The sequence below is a fragment of the Streptomyces sp. XH2 genome (assembly GCF_049725035.1).
Classification (GTDB): Bacteria; Actinomycetota; Actinomycetes; order Streptomycetales; family Streptomycetaceae; genus Streptomyces; species Streptomyces roseoverticillatus.
Map to the genome: position 1 here is coordinate 13,318 of NZ_JBMMMZ010000012.1, position 13,915 is coordinate 27,232.

The window sequence follows — 13,915 nt, forward strand, 5'->3', positions numbered from 1 at the left end:
GAGGAACCCCGGACGCCTGAGGCGCCGTCAAAAACCGTCGTCCCCTGCCCGGTCCCGCAGCCGGCGCGGATTTGCCCGGTCGCCGCGCCGGACGAACCGTACGTCCACGGACAGCCGCATCGCCGGCGTCCGCGTGTCGAGGGACGCGTGGACGATGCGCGGCAGGTGGGCGGTGACGTCGCCCGCCGCGAAGTACGCCTCGCGCAGCCGCAGGACCTCGGCCCGGTCCAGCACGCCCCGCAGATACAGGCACCCCTCCGCCGCCAGCCGCTCCCGCGCCCCGTCCGGGCGGCCGAGCAGGTGCGCGCCGTCCCGCATCGGCCCCGGGGCGAACAGGGTGCGGTCGGACAGGTCGAGGGGCAGGCCCTGGGAGGAGACGACCGGCATCAGTAGACGCCTTCGACCTCGTCGCCCCGCCCCTCCGGCCCCTCTTCCGCGTCTCCCTCTTCTCCCCCTTCTCCTTCTTTCGCGCCCCGCCACGGCCTGACGTCCGTCACGCCGTCCCACGGGAACCACGGGTGCGGCCCGGTCCGCACCGCGCTGTCCCGCTCCAGGAGGTTCGGCAGGAACAGGTCCTCCAGGAGCGTCGTGGCCCGCACCCGCCCGCGCTCGCCCACCGCCACCTCGCGCCACGGGTCGGCCGGATCGGTCACCGTCAGCACGGCGAACGGCGGGGGAAGGTGGTACGAGCGCGACGACGAGCCCACCGGCTCGGCCTGCAGGGCGTGGCCGACGAGCGTGTTGCCGTACGTGTCGATCCACTCCATCCCCTGCAGCTGCTCCTCGCGCAGATACTCCGCCTCGGCGGGCGTGCACGACGTGCCGCCCGTGCACACGGCGCGCAGCCCGTAGGCGCTCAGCGGCTCCGGCAGCCGCACGGCGAGCGCGAGCAGCAGCCGTGACGTGGTGAACAGCAGCGTGGGCCGCTCGGCGGTCAGCAAGGTCTCGGTCTGGGCGACGAGGTGGGCCGTGTACGCGTCCGCCTCGCCGCGGGCGCGCAACTCGGCCTTGACCCAGCGCGGGTCGAAGTCCACGGCGAAGACCGCGCCGTGCCAGCTGTCGGCCAGGCCCTCCACGAAGTGGCCGTACGCGTGCGGCCCGCCCGGCGTCATCGCCAGGACGTCCCCGCCCGCGACCCCGCGCGCCTCCAGCAGCGTGCGGTAGATCCGCACGTCGGCGTCCATCCGGGAGACGTTGACCACCCGGCACGGCGGCCCCGTGGTCCCGCCCGTCTCGAACACCCGGAACGGCCGGCCGCGGTAGCCGCGCGGCAGCAGGTCCCGGGCGCTCGCCCGGCGCAGCTCCTCCTTGTCGAACAGGCCGAAGAGCTTCAGGTCGGCGAAGCCGCCGACGTCGTACAGCGGGTCGAAGCCCAGGCCCGCGCGGCGGCCGAGCCAGAACGGCGAACCGGTCGCGGGGGAGAAGTGCCAGCGCATCATCCGCCGGGTCCACTCGTCCAGGCCGGTCCGCAGCTCCGGCACCCGGTCGCACATCGCCTCGAAGAGGACTCCGGTCACAGCGCGCCTCCCCGCGGCCGGTGGATGAACGACGACGTCCCGGCGACGGCCGCGGCCCCGGCGGGCGACGCGGCCGGCACCGCGGCGAAGGGGAACGGCGCCTCCCGGCCGACCAGCGGGTGGCCGGGACCCGCTCCCGGCCCCAGCAGGGCGAGCGCGGGCAGCGCGTACTCCGCGCCGTCGGCGCCGCGTGCGGCCGGAGACCGCCGCGTGAGCATCCGGTCGCCCGGCCCCAGCCCCTCGCGCAGCCGCCGCGCGCACTGCCCGGCCTCGCCGGGCACGCGGAAGGCCGCGAGCGGCAGCCGGTCGTCCACGGGCTCGGCGCGGAGGGCGTCGAGGGCGTCGGCGAGGTGCCGGGCGACTGCGAGGGCGAGTGCCGCAGCGGACCCCGGGCCCTCGGCCGCGCGCCGTCCCGTGCCGGGCCGTCCCTCCGCGGCGGGCGACGCCTCCAGGACGGCTGGTTCCTCCGTACCGGCTGGTTCCTCGGTACCGGCTGGTTCCTCCGTACTGGTCGGTTCCTCCACGCACACCACCGTGCGGACGTTGCTGCAGAACCTGCCCCCGTCGCCCGCCACCAGCGGCAGCAGCCGGTCCACCGCCTCCGCCGGGTCCGTGCCGGGCGGGACGAGCGCACACCCGCGCCCCGGACCGCGCACGTGCAGCCGGTCCGAGGCCCGTACGGACGCCGTCGGCCCGGCGCCCCCGTAGACGGTCTGCCGGTCCGTCAGGCCCACGAGGATGCGCAGGGCGGCCCGCTCCGTGGGGCAGAGGACGAGCCGCTCCGGCGGCCAGCCCGCCTCCAGCAGGGCGGCGACCAGGCGCGCCGAGGACAGGGGCTCCCGGCGGCTGGGCCGGACCCGCACCGCCGCGCTGCGGGCGGCCTCGGCGAGCACCGACTCCAGGCAGGTGAACGTGTTGCCGGGCAGGGACACCAGGGCCGGCGCACCGTCGGGCTCCTCCACGGGACGCGCGGAAGCCCCGCGCAGGAGTCCGCACCAGCGGTCGGTCAGCGCCGCCGGCACGCCGGCGGTCTCCCACAGCGCCGTACGGAAGTCCGCCGCGCTCTGCTCGCCCAGCCCGCCGACGGTCACCGTGCCGCGGTCGAAGAGGCCGAGTGCGGTGTCGATCAGCTTGCGCCGTGCGGCCGGCGGGAAGCTCCCGGCGGGCGGCTCGTACCGGCGCCGGTACGCGGCCGCCACGGCCTCCGGAACGAGGGACAGGGAGAGCCCGGAGCGGCCCGGGAGCGCGACGGTGTCCAGGGAGGGCCGCCAGGAGCCCCGGCGGAAGGCCTGCACCACGCTCCGGCGCGTACGGATCACCCCCGTCATCTCAGCTCGCTCCGCAGCGCCGCCGCGACCCGGAACTGCTCGGCCTCCGTCAGCGACGGGTACAGCGGCAGGGCCACGTGCCGCCCGGCGAACCAGCGCGCCCGGGGGAAGGCCCCGGGCGCGTCCGCAGGTCCCCGGAAGAACGGCTGGTCGCACAGCAGCGTGTCGTAGACCTCCCCGGCCAGGGCGACGCCGTGCCGCTCGCGCAGGCGCGCCTTGAGCGCGGCCCGGTCGACGCCGTCGCCCAGATACGCGAGGTACTTGTAGAAGTTGCTGCCCGACGCCTTCGGGACCGGGAACGGCCGCAGACCGCCCATGCCCGCCAGGAGTCCGTCGTAGCGGGCGGCCGCGGCGCGGCGCGCGGCCAGCGCCGTGCCGAAGCGCTCCAGGCCGACCGTGCCGACGGCCGCGGCCGGTTCGCCCATCCGCCAGTTCCCGCCGGGCCGGTCGTGCCGCCCCGGATCCGTGGGGGAGCGGCCGTGGTCGCGCCAGAGCCGCGCGGCCGCCAGGTCGCCGGCGCGCGCGCCGGTCAGCAGGCCGCCCTCGCCGCTGGTGGCGGCCTTCGTCGGGAAGAACGAGAACGCCCCGAACCGGCCGAAGGGTCCCGCCGCCCGCCCGTCCAGCGTGCTGCCGAAGGCGTGCGCGGCGTCCTCCAGCACCGGGACGCCGTGCTCGCGGCACTCCTCCAGCAGTGTCTCCAGCGCGGGCGAGACGCCGCCGCCGATGTGGACGGGCACGACGGCGGCGACGTCCCGCTCCCCGTCCAGGGCCCGCCGCAGCGCCCCGGGGTCCATGCCCAGGCCGTCGAGCTCGACGTCCACGAAGCGCACCCGCGCCCCGGCCCGTACGGCGGCCGCCGCCGTCGCGAAGAAGGTGTTGACCGGGGTGAGGACGGTGCGCCCGGCGGCGTCCAGGATGCCCGGCAGGACGGCGCCCTCGAAGCCGGTCAGCAGCCGTGCGAACAGGGCGGGGTAGCTGCCGAGGTGGCCCGCCGCGCAGACCGGCGGCGGCTCCGGCGCGAGCAGCGCCGTGTGCAGGGCGACGGCCACGCCGAGGCTGTGCCCGAACAGCCCCGTGCGGCCGGGCGCGGCCCGGGGGTGGCCGCGCAGCCACTCCAGGGCGGCGAGGGCGTCGCCCAGGAGGGCGCCCAGCAGTGAGTGGCCGCGCAGGGCGAAGGCGTGCGCGAGGACGATGCCCCCGTCTCGCCCGGCGAGCCGGTCCGGATCCAGCCCGCCGTCGATGCCGGGGTCGAGGGCGAGCGTGAGGAAGCCCGCGCGGGCGAGGTGCGCGGCGACGTCACGGTCGGGGTGGTCGGGCGGCTCGGCACCGGTCAGCTGGTCCAGCCGGGCGTTCCTGCCGCCGAGGACGAGCACGGCGGGCAGCGGGCCGGTGCCGGCGGGGGCGAGGACCGCGGCCCGGAACCCGCCCCGGGCCGGGCTGTCGAACAGCAGCCGCTCCCGTACAAAACCGTCACTCTCCTCCGGAGGGCCGTCCGCGGTCGCCACCAAGGTGCTGGACCCGGCCCGCGCGAGCCGCTCCACGACGGCCCGCACGCGCCGCGACCAGTCGGCGGACGCGGCGGCTCCGGCCGTTCCGGCGGCTGGTCCCGGGGCAGGCCCCAGTACGCGCTCGACGGAGAGAAGTTGACGCAAACGATGGATCTGCATGGAGCCCTTCGCAGTACGCGGGGGTACGTCGTCAGACGAAGTCGGCGTGCAGGGTGGAGGGCACCTCCAGCGCGTACGCGCCGAGGGCGTCGTCAAGTTTGACCTGTCCGCTCCGCAGGAGCTCCAGGAGCTCGTTCTGCGGCCGGTAGAAGCAGGACTTGCACAGGTCCGTCCGGAGCGGGTCGGACGCCTCCCACTCCGCTCGCGGCCCGCCCTCCAGCACGCCCGCGTACCCGTCCTCGATCACGTTGCCGATGCGGTAGCGGCTGTTGAGGTGGACCTGCGGACAGGGGTAGAGGTGCCCGTCCGCGCCGACGGCGGTCACGAAGCGGCTGTAGTGACAGCGGTCGAAGTCGCCCTCCACGGCCTCCACCCGGTCCATCGGGCCGCGGTCGAGCTTGGGCACGGAGACCTCGAAGCCCGGGGCGGCCAGCCCCGCCGCCTCCGTCAGGGCGGCCGTGACCTCGGCCATCACCGGCTCGATCGTCCTGTGGCCCAGCGCCGTGTAGAACTCGGGCTCGAAGCGGACGTAGTGGGCCCCGGCCTCCCGGGCGACGCGCGCGGCGGCCACGATCTCGCGGTGGTTCCGCTCGGTGATCACGTAGTTGAAGCCGATGCGGAAGTCGGGGTCGATCGCCGACTGCCGCAGCCGGCCGACGTTGTCCAGGAAGGAGGCGAAGGTGTGCTCGCGGTCGCGGGTGATCTCCGCGAAGGTGGCCTCCGTGCCCGCGTTCAGACCGATCCGCACCCACGTGTGCGTGCTGGCCACGCACTCGGCCGTCGCGGGCCGCCCCAGCCGGGAGCCGTTGGTGATCAGACCGATCCGCAGGCCCGCCTCGTGCCCGGCGTCGCAGACCGCCGGATAGCCGGGGTGGATCGTGCAGTCGCCGCTGCCGCAGAACGTGACCGCGCGGCCCTCGTTGGCGGCGAATTCCCGTAACAGGGAAACCGCGTTCTCCGTGGAGATGACGTCCTTGAACGGGAAGAGGTCGTAGAACCGTTCCTCGTCGGGGGAGTGGAAATTACAGAAATCGCACCGCATATTGCAGGCGCCCATGATGCCAATGCGCATGTGGACGGGCCGGATCTCCCCGCCGCCCACGAAGCGGCGGAGCAGTTCGCCGTGCGCGAGGACCTTCTGCGGTGAGTGCGCCCGGTCGAGGCTGACCACGGGTAGTCCGGGGCGGTTGACGGGGGCGGCCGCTTCGTAACTCCGCACGGGTGCGGTGTCGTTCATGGGGTTCCTCTCGCATGGCTCTCGCAAGGCCAGAGGTTCGGCGCGGGTGACACTAGGAGCCGCCGTGACGACCGTCAATAGGTCTAGACCCGCGCCGCCGCCGCTGTGTTGTCCCGGGGGATGACCCCCGGACCCCCAGCCGGGGCCCGGGTGCCGGGCTGCTACTCCGCCGGCCTCTGCAGCCGCGCCACGAACTTGTAGCGGTCCCCGCGGTACACCGACCGCACCCACTCCACCGGCTCCCCCTGCGCGTCCAGCGAATGGCGGGAGAGCATCAGCATCGGCAGGCCCACGTCCGTGCCCAGCAGCCCCGCCTCGCGCGGCGTGGCCAGGGACGTCTCGATCGTCTCCTCCGCCTCCGCGAGGCGGACGTCGTAGACCTCGGCCAGCGCGGTGTAGAGCGAGGTGTACTTCACGAGGCTGCGCCGCAGGGCCGGGAACCTCTTCGCCGACAGGTGCGTCGTCTCGATGGCCATCGGCTCGCCGCTGGCCAGCCGCAGCCGCTCGATGCGCAGGACGCGGCCGCCCGTCGCGATGTCCAGCAGCTTGGCGAGCCGGTCGTCGGCCGTGACGTAGCCGATGTCCAGGAGCTGGGAGGTCGGCTCCAGGCCCTGGGCGCGCATGTCCTCCGTGTAGGAGGTCAGTTGCAGCGCCTGCGAGACCTTGGGCTTCGCGACGAACGTCCCCTTGCCCTGGATGCGCTCCAGACGGCCCTCCACGACCAGCTCCTGGAGGGCCTGGCGGACGGTCGTGCGGGAGGTGTCGAACTCCGCGGCCAGGGTGCGCTCCGGCGGTACGGGCGTGCCGGGGGGCATGGTTTCGGTCATGTCCAGCAGATGGCGTTTCAGGCGGTAGTACTTGGGAACGCGCGCGGTCCGCGCGCCGCCCGACGCGCTGCCGCCCTCGGCCGTACCGCCCTCGGTCGCCATGGCCTGCCTTCCCGACTCCGATCCTGCTGCTGTCACCGGCTCCTCCGTCTGTCGCGGTCACATGGTGGCACGGGCAGAGCCCGAGGGGCCCGGAGACGCCCAGGTCGACCTCGAGGTGTCGGTCCGGTAACGGAGCCGACAGCGACTCTTATACACCCTTGACACCCCAAAAGGTCTAGGCCAAGCTGCGGGCACTGGTCTAAACCATTAAAGACCACATTCGGTCCTTGAGGAGAGTGCTGTGAAGCGAGGGCTCATAGCGGCGACGGGTGTCGCGGCCATGTTGGTGAGTGTTGCTGCCTGTGGGTCCAGCGACAGTGACAAGGGATCGGGCGACAGCGCCAAGGACAAGAGCCTGACCGTCTGGTTCATGGACGGCTCCAACCCTCCGGGCTGGACGAAGACGGTCCAGGCCGAGTTCGAACAGAAGACCGGCGTCAAGCTCAACGTCCAGGTCCAGAAGTGGGACGGCATCCAGCAGAAGCTGACCACGGCGCTCTCCGAGTCCAGCCCGCCCGACGTCGTCGAGGTCGGCAACACCCAGACCCCCTCCTACGCGCAGACCGGCGGCCTCTCCGAGCTCGGCGACCTGAAGAAGGAGATCGGCGCCGACTGGACCGACTCGCTCAACAAGCCCGCCGTCTTCGAGGGCAAGCAGTACGCCGCCCCGTGGTACGCCGCGAACCGCGTCGTCATCTACAACAAGAAGGTGTGGGCGGACGCGGGCGTCACCGACGTCCCGAAGACCCGCGCCGACTTCTTCAAGGCCCTGGAGGCCATCCAGAAGAAGGGCGAGGCCGAGCCGCTCTACCTGCCCGGCCAGAACTGGTACTTCTTCGACGGCCTGACCATCGGCACCGGCGCGGACCTGGTGAAGAAGGACGGCAAGAAGTGGGTGTCCAACCTCGGTGACCCCAAGGTCGCCAAGGCCATGGACGTCTACAAGCAGTACCAGGCCTTCAGCAAGGCCCCTAAGGACAAGGACGAGGCCACCCCGCAGCAGGCCGACGTCTTCGCCAAGGGCAGGACCGGCGCCTTCATCGGCATGGGCTGGGAAGCGGCCACCGCCATCAAGGCCAACCCGGCCATTGAGAAGGACCTCGGCTACTTCACCATCCCCGGTGAGAGCGCCGACAAGCCCGAGGGCGTCTTCCTCGGCGGCTCCAACCTCGCCGTCTCCGCCGGCAGCAAGAAGCAGGACCTCGCCAAGGAGTTCCTGAAGATCGCGCTGTCCGACAAGAACGAGGCCGCGCTGGCCAAGGAGGTCGGCTCGATCCCCAACAAGGACTCCCTGCTGGGCAGCCTGAAGGGCAACGCCGCCGCCGAGGCCGCGGCCCCCGCCGCCAAGGGCGGCGGCACCACCCCGCTGATCCCCGAGTGGGCCGCGGTGGAGAACGCCCCCAACCCGATCAAGGCGTACATGACGGCCGTTTTGAACGGCAAGTCCCCCGAGGAAGCCGCCAAGCAGGTCGAGGCGGACGTCAACAAGCGCCTCAGCCAGAAGCAGTGACCCGACGGCCGGGTGGGGGCCGTGGGAGACGGCCCCCGCCCGGCCGCGCAAAGACGCGCACCAACGCAATACCGTTCGACAGGGGAGAAGGCGGACGACGATGTCAGCGCAGATCGAAGAGGCGACGGCCGCCGGGCCCGCCTCCCGGACCGGCAAGGGCACTGCCCCGCCGCCCCGCCGCGGCCCCCGCCGGCTCGCCGGGGGAGTGCCGTACCTGCTGCTCCTCCCCGCCGCCGCCGTCACGGTGCTGCTGCTCGGCTGGACCCTGCTGAAGAGCGCCCTGCTGTCGTTCCAGACCCTCGGCCCGCGCCAGCTCATCCAGCACCTCACCGAGTGGACCGGCGCCGACAACTACACCGAGCAGCTCGGCAGTTCCGAGTTCTGGGGCGTCACCGGTCGCTCGGTCGCCTTCACCGCCGCCAACGTCGTCCTCATCATGGCGATCGGCAGCTTCACCGGACTGCTCCTCGCCCGCCTGGGCAAGAAGCTGCGGCTGATGCTCTCCCTCGGCCTGGTCCTGGCCTGGGCGATGCCCGTCGTCGCCGCGACCACCGTCTTCCAGTGGCTGTTCGACCAGCGCTTCGGCGTCGTCAACCACGTCCTGGACCGGCTCGGCTGGCACTCCATGGCCGGCTACAGCTGGACCAGCGGGCAGTTCTCCACCTTCTTCGTGATCACCGTGCTGCTCGTCTGGCAGTCGGTCCCCTTCGTGGCCATCAACCTCTACGCGGCGACCACGACGATCCCCAAGGAGCTCTACGAGGCCGCCTCGCTCGACGGCGCCGGCACCTGGAAGCAGTTCACCTCGGTGACCTTCCCCTTCCTCAAGCCGTTCTTCCTCGCGACGACGTTCCTCGAAGTCATCTGGATCTTCAAGTCGTTCACCCAGGTCTTCGCGATCAACGAGGGCGGGCCGGACCGGCTCACGGAGACCCTGCCCGTCTACGCCTTCCAGGAAGGCTTCGGCAGCCAGCACTTCGGGATGGGCGCCGCCATCTCCATCCTGACCATCGTGATCCTGCTGGCCCTGACGGCGTACTACCTGCGCCTGGTGCTCAAGCAAGAGGAGGACGAGCTGTGAGGCGATCGACCCTGGGCCGGATCTGGCCGGGAGCGACCGCGGTCGTTCTCTTCGTCGCGTTCGTGTTCCCCGTCTACTGGATGTTCAGCACGGCCTTCAAGGCCAACAAGGACATCGTCAGCGAGGACCCCGTCTGGTTCCCCACCAGCCCCACCTTCGAGCACTTCGAGCGGGCGGTGCGGGCGGACGGCTTCTGGACGCTGGTGCGCAACTCCCTCACCGTCACCCTCGTCGCCGTCGCGCTGTCGCTGATGATCGCCCTGTTCGCCTCGTTCGCCGTCGCGCGGATGCGGTTCAAGGGGCGCAAGGGCTTCATCCTGGTGATGATGATGGCGCAGATGGCCCCCTGGGAGGTCATGGCCCTCGCGTACTACATCATCGTGCGCGACGCGGAGATGCTGAACAGCCTCGTGCCGCTGATCGCCATCTACACCGTCATGGTGCTCCCCTTCACCGTCCTGACGCTGCGCGGCTACGTCGCCGCCGTGCCCAAGGAGCTGGAGGAGTCCGCGATGGTCGACGGCTGTACCCGCACCCAGGCGTTCGTCAGGGTGATCTTCCCGCTGCTGGCGCCGGGCCTGATGGCCACCTCGCTCTTCGGCTTCATCACCGTCTGGAACGAGTTCCCCTACGTCCTGATCCTCAACAAGGACGCCTCGGCCCAGACCCTCCCCGTCTGGCTCACCGGATTCCGCACGGCCTTCGGCGACGACTGGGGCGCCACCATGGCCGCCTCCTCGCTCTTCGCGGTGCCCATCCTGATCCTCTTCGTCATCCTCCAGCGCAAGGCAGTCGGCGGCCTCACCTCCGGCGCAGTGAAGGGTTAGCGCTACTCCCATGGACACGCTCACGCGCGACGCCCTCGCCGTCCTGCAGCCCGGCTTCACCGGCACCACCGCCCCCGCCTGGCTGCTGCGCCGGCTCGGCGAAGGCCTCGCCTCCGTCGGCCTCTTCGGCCGCAACATCGCCTCCCCCGAGCAGCTCGCGGCGCTCACCGCCCACCTGCGCGCCGAACGCGGCGACGTCCTCGTCGCCATCGACGAGGAGGGCGGCGACGTCACCCGGCTGGAGGTGCGCACCGGCTCCTCCTTCCCCGGCAACCTCGCCCTCGGCGCCGTCGACGACACCGCACTCACCCGGGCCGTCGCCCGCGAGCTCGGCCGGCGGCTCGCCGCGTGCGGCGTCAACCTCAACTGGGCGCCCTCCGCCGACGTCAACTCCGACCCGGACAACCCCGTCATCGGCGTCCGGTCCTTCGGCGCCGACCCGCAGCTCGTCGCCCGGCACACCGCCGCCTACGTCGAGGGCCTGCAGTCCGCGGGCGTCGCCGCCTGCACCAAGCACTTCCCCGGGCACGGCGACACGGCCGTCGACTCCCACCACGACATGCCGCGCATCGACGCGGACCTCGCGACGCTGCGGGCGCGCGAACTGGTGCCCTTCCGCGCCGCGGTCGCCGCCGGCACCAAGGCCGTCATGAGCGCGCACATCCTGCTGCCCGCGCTCGACGCCGACCTGCCGGCGACCCTGAGCCCCGCCGCCCTGCACGGGCTGCTGCGCGCGCCCGTCGCCGACGGCGGCCTCGGCTTCGACGGCCTGATCGTCACCGACGGCATGGAGATGCAGGCCGTCTCCGGCACGTACGGGATCGAGCGGGGCAGCGTACTGGCCCTCGCCGCGGGCGCCGACGCCATCTGCGTCGGCGGCGGTCTGGCCGACGAGGACACCGTGCTGCGGCTGCGCGACGCGCTGGTCGCCGCCGTACGCGCCGGCGAGCTGCCGGAGGAACGGCTCGCCGACGCCGCGGCACGGGTGCGCGCCCTGGCGCGCTGGACCTCGGGGGAGGGCGCGGCCGAGGAGGGGACCGCGCCCGCCCCCGAGGTGGGACTCACCGCCGCCCGGCGCGCCCTGCGGGTCACCGCCTCGCCCGGGCACGAGCCGCTCACCGGCCCCGCCTACGTGGCCGCGTTCACCCCGCTGGCGAACATCGCCGTCGGCGACGAGACCCCCTGGGGCGTCGGCGCCGAACTCGCCCGGCTGCTGCCCGGCACGTCGACCGGCACCTACGGCCGTGACGCGGCCCGCGCCCCGGACGTGCTCGCGGCCGCGGGCGGCCGGCGGATCGTCGCCGTCGTACGGGACGCGCACCGGCACGGGTGGATGGCGGAGGCGCTCGACGCGCTGCTCGCCGCACGGCCGGACACGGTCGTGGTGGAGATGGGCCTGAACGCGGCCCCGCCGCGGGGTGGTTTGCACATCGCCACGCATGGTGCGGCGCGGGTGTGCGGAGTTGCCGCCGCGGAGGTCATCGCGGGGGCGGCGTAGGCCCACGGGCGGGTCCGGCACCGCCGGGCTGCCCGGGGTGGGGGTTGAGCGCCGCCGCGGCGGGGGGAGATGCCCCGGTCCCGCCCCTTCCCGAAACCGGGGGCAAGCCCCCGGGCCCCCGGCCCCTCCGGAGGAGGAAACGGCGAAAGGGTGGGACCGGGGCCCCTTCTTCCGCCGCGACGGCGCTCAGCCGCCGCGGCGGAGTCCGGCGGTGCCGGACCTCGCCGCAGCGGCGTGTGTGCTTACAGCCCCTGCCAGGCCGGCTTCGCCGCGTACGTGGCGCGGAAGTAGTCCGCGAGCTTCAGCTCGGACGCGGCGGCCTCGTCGACGACGACCGTGGCGTGCGGGTGCAGCTGCAGCGCCGAGGCGGGCACCAGGGCCGAGACCGGGCCCTCGACGGACGCCGCCACGGCATCGGCCTTGCCCTCGCCCGTGGCGAGCAGCACCAGGTGGCGGGCCTCCAGGATGGTGCCGATGCCCTGGGTGATGACGTGGTGCGGCACCTGCTCGATGTCGCCGTCGAAGAAGCGCGCGTTGTCGACGCGGGTCTGCTCCGTGAGCGTCTTGATGCGCGTGCGGGAGGCGAGCGAGGAGCACGGCTCGTTGAAGCCGATGTGGCCGTCGGTGCCGATGCCGAGCAGCTGGAGGTCCACCCCGCCGGCCGCCGGCAGCGCGCGGTCGTAGTCCTCGCACGCGGCCTGGACGTCCTCGGCGGTGCCGTCGGGGCCCATGAAGGACGCCTCGGTCAGACCGAGCGGCTCGACGACCTCGCGCAGCACCACCGAGCGGTACGACTCGGGGTGGTCGGCGGGCAGGCCGACGTACTCGTCGAGCTGGCAGATGCGGGCCCGCGAGGCGTCCACCGCGCCGGAGCGGACCTTGGCGGTCAGGGCTTCGTAGACGGGCAGCGGCGTCGAGCCCGTGGCCACGCCGAGCAGGGCGTCGGGCTTGCGGCGCAGGAGGGCGGCCATGGCCTCCGCGATGAGTTCGCCGCCTGCCTTGGCGTCCGGGACGATGACAACTTCCACGCTGGGGCCTGCCGATCTTAAAGAGTGGAGCGGATCGTGTGGTATAGACCAATCTAGCAGAGGGGTGCACCCCGGTAACCCCGCCGGAAGCCCCCCGGAACCCGCCCGGGAGCCCGCTTCCCGCTGGCGGGCGCGCACCACCCCGTGGTCGACTGGGACTGCATCCCCGTCCGGGAGGTATCCGGCATGAGCGCCACGACCGCCGCCCACCACCGCGAGCAGCCGGGCGGGATCATGTCCGCCGAGATGGCCGAACAGCCGGCCGTCCTGCGCCGCATCCTCGACCGCGGCGCCCCCGCGATCGCCGCGACCGCCCGGACCGTCGCCGCCCGCGAGCCCCGCTTCGTGCTCCTCACGGCCCGCGGCACCTCCGACAACGCCGCCCTCTACGCCAAGTACCTCCTCGAAGTGCAGCTCGGGAAGCCCTGCGGCCTGACCTCCATGTCGACCGTCACGGCCTACGGGGCCCGGCCCGATCTGACGGACGTCCTCGCCGTCACCATCAGCCAGTCCGGCGGCTCGCCCGATCTCGTCGCCTCCACCAAGGCCGCCCGCGAGGCCGGGGCGATCACCGTCGCGGTCACCAACAACGCCGACTCCCCGCTCGCCGCCGTCTCCGAGCACCACATCGACATCCTGGCCGGCCCCGAACGGGCCCTGCCCGCCACCAAGACCTACACGGCCTCGCTGCTCACCCTCTACCTCTTCGTCCAGGGCCTGCGCCCCGGCGGCGGCGACGGCACGGCCGCGGCCGAGGTCCTGCCCGGCCTCGCGCAGAGCGTCCTCGACCGCGCCCCCGAGGTCAGACAGCTCGCCGCCCGCTACCGCTTCGCCGAACGGATGGTCCTCACCTCCCGCGGCTACGGCTACCCGACCGCCAAGGAGGCCGCCCTCAAGCTGATGGAGACCAGCTACATCCCCGCCCTCTCCTACTCGGGCGCCGATCTGCTGCACGGCCCGCTCGCCATGGTCGACAACATCTCGCCCGTCATCGCCATCGTCACCGACGGGCGCGGCGGTGAGGCCCTGCAGCCCGTACTGGAACGGCTGCGCGGCCGCGGCGCGGACCTGATGATCGTCGGCAGCGAGGCCGAGGCGGTCAAGGGGACGGCCGGGTTCGCCTTGCCCACGGCCGGGGTGCCCGAGGAGCTGCAGCCGGTCCTGGAGATCCTCCCCCTGCAGATGCTGGCCTACGAGATCACCGTCGCCCGGGGGCAGGACCCCGACGCGCCCCGCGCCCTCGCAAAGGTCACCGAGACCCGCTGACGCACCCCGCGCTCCCGGTGGGCACGC

Annotated in this window: 12 protein-coding genes; 5 read left to right on the forward strand and 7 right to left on the reverse strand. The window is 73.2% G+C overall.

What is annotated here, in order from left to right; genetic code table 11:
• Positions 1 to 27: 27 nt before the first annotated feature.
• From ACOTKD_RS24005 to ACOTKD_RS24030, 6 genes are all read right to left on the reverse strand, one after another.
• A complete protein-coding gene (locus ACOTKD_RS24005; protein WP_424891087.1) occupies positions 28 to 387 on the reverse strand; it encodes a hypothetical protein in 360 nt (119 codons plus the stop codon).
• Positions 387 to 1,517 carry a hypothetical protein gene (locus ACOTKD_RS24010; protein WP_424891088.1) on the reverse strand — a complete coding sequence of 377 codons (1,131 nt, stop codon included), beginning with the start codon at positions 1,515 to 1,517 and terminating at the stop codon, positions 387 to 389. Before ACOTKD_RS24010 ends, ACOTKD_RS24005 begins: the two co-directional genes overlap by 1 nt.
• A complete protein-coding gene (locus tag ACOTKD_RS24015; protein WP_424891089.1) occupies positions 1,514 to 2,845 on the reverse strand; it encodes a hypothetical protein in 1,332 nt (443 codons plus the stop codon). Before ACOTKD_RS24015 ends, ACOTKD_RS24010 begins: the two co-directional genes overlap by 4 nt.
• On the reverse strand, positions 2,842 to 4,512 hold the full coding sequence (locus ACOTKD_RS24020) for a DegT/DnrJ/EryC1/StrS family aminotransferase (RefSeq protein WP_424891090.1): 1,671 nt from the start codon (positions 4,510 to 4,512) through the stop codon (positions 2,842 to 2,844). Before ACOTKD_RS24020 ends, ACOTKD_RS24015 begins: the two co-directional genes overlap by 4 nt.
• Positions 4,513 to 4,543: 31 nt before the next feature.
• Positions 4,544 to 5,749 (reverse strand): radical SAM/SPASM domain-containing protein, encoded by a 1,206-nt coding sequence (locus ACOTKD_RS24025; protein ID WP_424891091.1) that lies wholly within the window; start codon positions 5,747 to 5,749, stop codon positions 4,544 to 4,546.
• A gap of 161 nt (positions 5,750 to 5,910) precedes the next feature.
• The gene (locus ACOTKD_RS24030; protein ID WP_424891336.1) at positions 5,911 to 6,678 is read right to left on the reverse strand and encodes a GntR family transcriptional regulator; all 768 of its coding nucleotides are present in this window, start codon (positions 6,676 to 6,678) and stop codon (positions 5,911 to 5,913) included.
• Between the two features lie 241 nt (positions 6,679 to 6,919).
• Here ACOTKD_RS24030 and ACOTKD_RS24035 point away from each other — a divergent pair, with 241 nt between their 5' ends.
• From ACOTKD_RS24035 to ACOTKD_RS24050, 4 genes are all read left to right on the forward strand, one after another.
• A complete protein-coding gene (locus ACOTKD_RS24035; protein WP_424891092.1) occupies positions 6,920 to 8,188 on the forward strand; it encodes an extracellular solute-binding protein in 1,269 nt (422 codons plus the stop codon).
• A gap of 100 nt (positions 8,189 to 8,288) precedes the next feature.
• The gene (locus ACOTKD_RS24040; protein ID WP_424891093.1) at positions 8,289 to 9,269 is read left to right on the forward strand and encodes a carbohydrate ABC transporter permease; all 981 of its coding nucleotides are present in this window, start codon (positions 8,289 to 8,291) and stop codon (positions 9,267 to 9,269) included.
• On the forward strand, positions 9,266 to 10,096 hold the full coding sequence (locus ACOTKD_RS24045) for a carbohydrate ABC transporter permease (RefSeq protein WP_424891094.1): 831 nt from the start codon (positions 9,266 to 9,268) through the stop codon (positions 10,094 to 10,096). The genes ACOTKD_RS24040 and ACOTKD_RS24045 overlap by 4 nt, the downstream gene beginning before the upstream one ends.
• 10 nt (positions 10,097 to 10,106) lie before the next feature.
• Complete coding sequence (locus tag ACOTKD_RS24050; protein ID WP_424891095.1) at positions 10,107 to 11,594, forward strand: glycoside hydrolase family 3 protein; 1,488 nt, start codon at positions 10,107 to 10,109, stop codon at positions 11,592 to 11,594.
• A gap of 242 nt (positions 11,595 to 11,836) precedes the next feature.
• On the opposite strand, the gene nagB is transcribed toward ACOTKD_RS24050, so the two are convergent.
• Positions 11,837 to 12,622, reverse strand: coding sequence for a glucosamine-6-phosphate deaminase (gene nagB / locus ACOTKD_RS24055; RefSeq protein WP_424891096.1), 786 nt, complete (start codon positions 12,620 to 12,622; stop codon positions 11,837 to 11,839).
• 186 nt (positions 12,623 to 12,808) lie between these two features.
• Between nagB and ACOTKD_RS24060 the strand changes: the two genes are divergently transcribed.
• Positions 12,809 to 13,888: an SIS domain-containing protein gene (locus ACOTKD_RS24060; protein WP_424891097.1), complete on the forward strand. Its 1,080-nt coding sequence runs from the start codon at positions 12,809 to 12,811 to the stop codon at positions 13,886 to 13,888.
• The last annotated feature ends 27 nt before the right edge of the window (positions 13,889 to 13,915 follow it).

What these genes read in the sequence shown, in the direction of transcription:
- ACOTKD_RS24005 (WP_424891087.1), bottom strand. Translation starts at nt 387, where the DNA reads ATGCCGGTCGTCTCCTCCCAGGGCCTGCCCCTCGACCTGTCCGACCGC.
- ACOTKD_RS24015 (WP_424891089.1), bottom strand. Translation starts at nt 2,845, where the DNA reads ATGACGGGGGTGATCCGTACGCGCCGGAGCGTGGTGCAGGCCTTCCGC.
- ACOTKD_RS24020 (WP_424891090.1), bottom strand. Translation starts at nt 4,512, where the DNA reads ATGCAGATCCATCGTTTGCGTCAACTTCTCTCCGTCGAGCGCGTACTG.
- ACOTKD_RS24025 (WP_424891091.1), bottom strand. Translation starts at nt 5,749, where the DNA reads ATGAACGACACCGCACCCGTGCGGAGTTACGAAGCGGCCGCCCCCGTC.
- ACOTKD_RS24030 (WP_424891336.1), bottom strand. Translation starts at nt 6,678, where the DNA reads ATGGCGACCGAGGGCGGTACGGCCGAGGGCGGCAGCGCGTCGGGCGGC.
- ACOTKD_RS24040 (WP_424891093.1), top strand. Translation starts at nt 8,289, where the DNA reads ATGTCAGCGCAGATCGAAGAGGCGACGGCCGCCGGGCCCGCCTCCCGG.
- ACOTKD_RS24050 (WP_424891095.1), top strand. Translation starts at nt 10,107, where the DNA reads ATGGACACGCTCACGCGCGACGCCCTCGCCGTCCTGCAGCCCGGCTTC.
- ACOTKD_RS24060 (WP_424891097.1), top strand. Translation starts at nt 12,809, where the DNA reads ATGAGCGCCACGACCGCCGCCCACCACCGCGAGCAGCCGGGCGGGATC.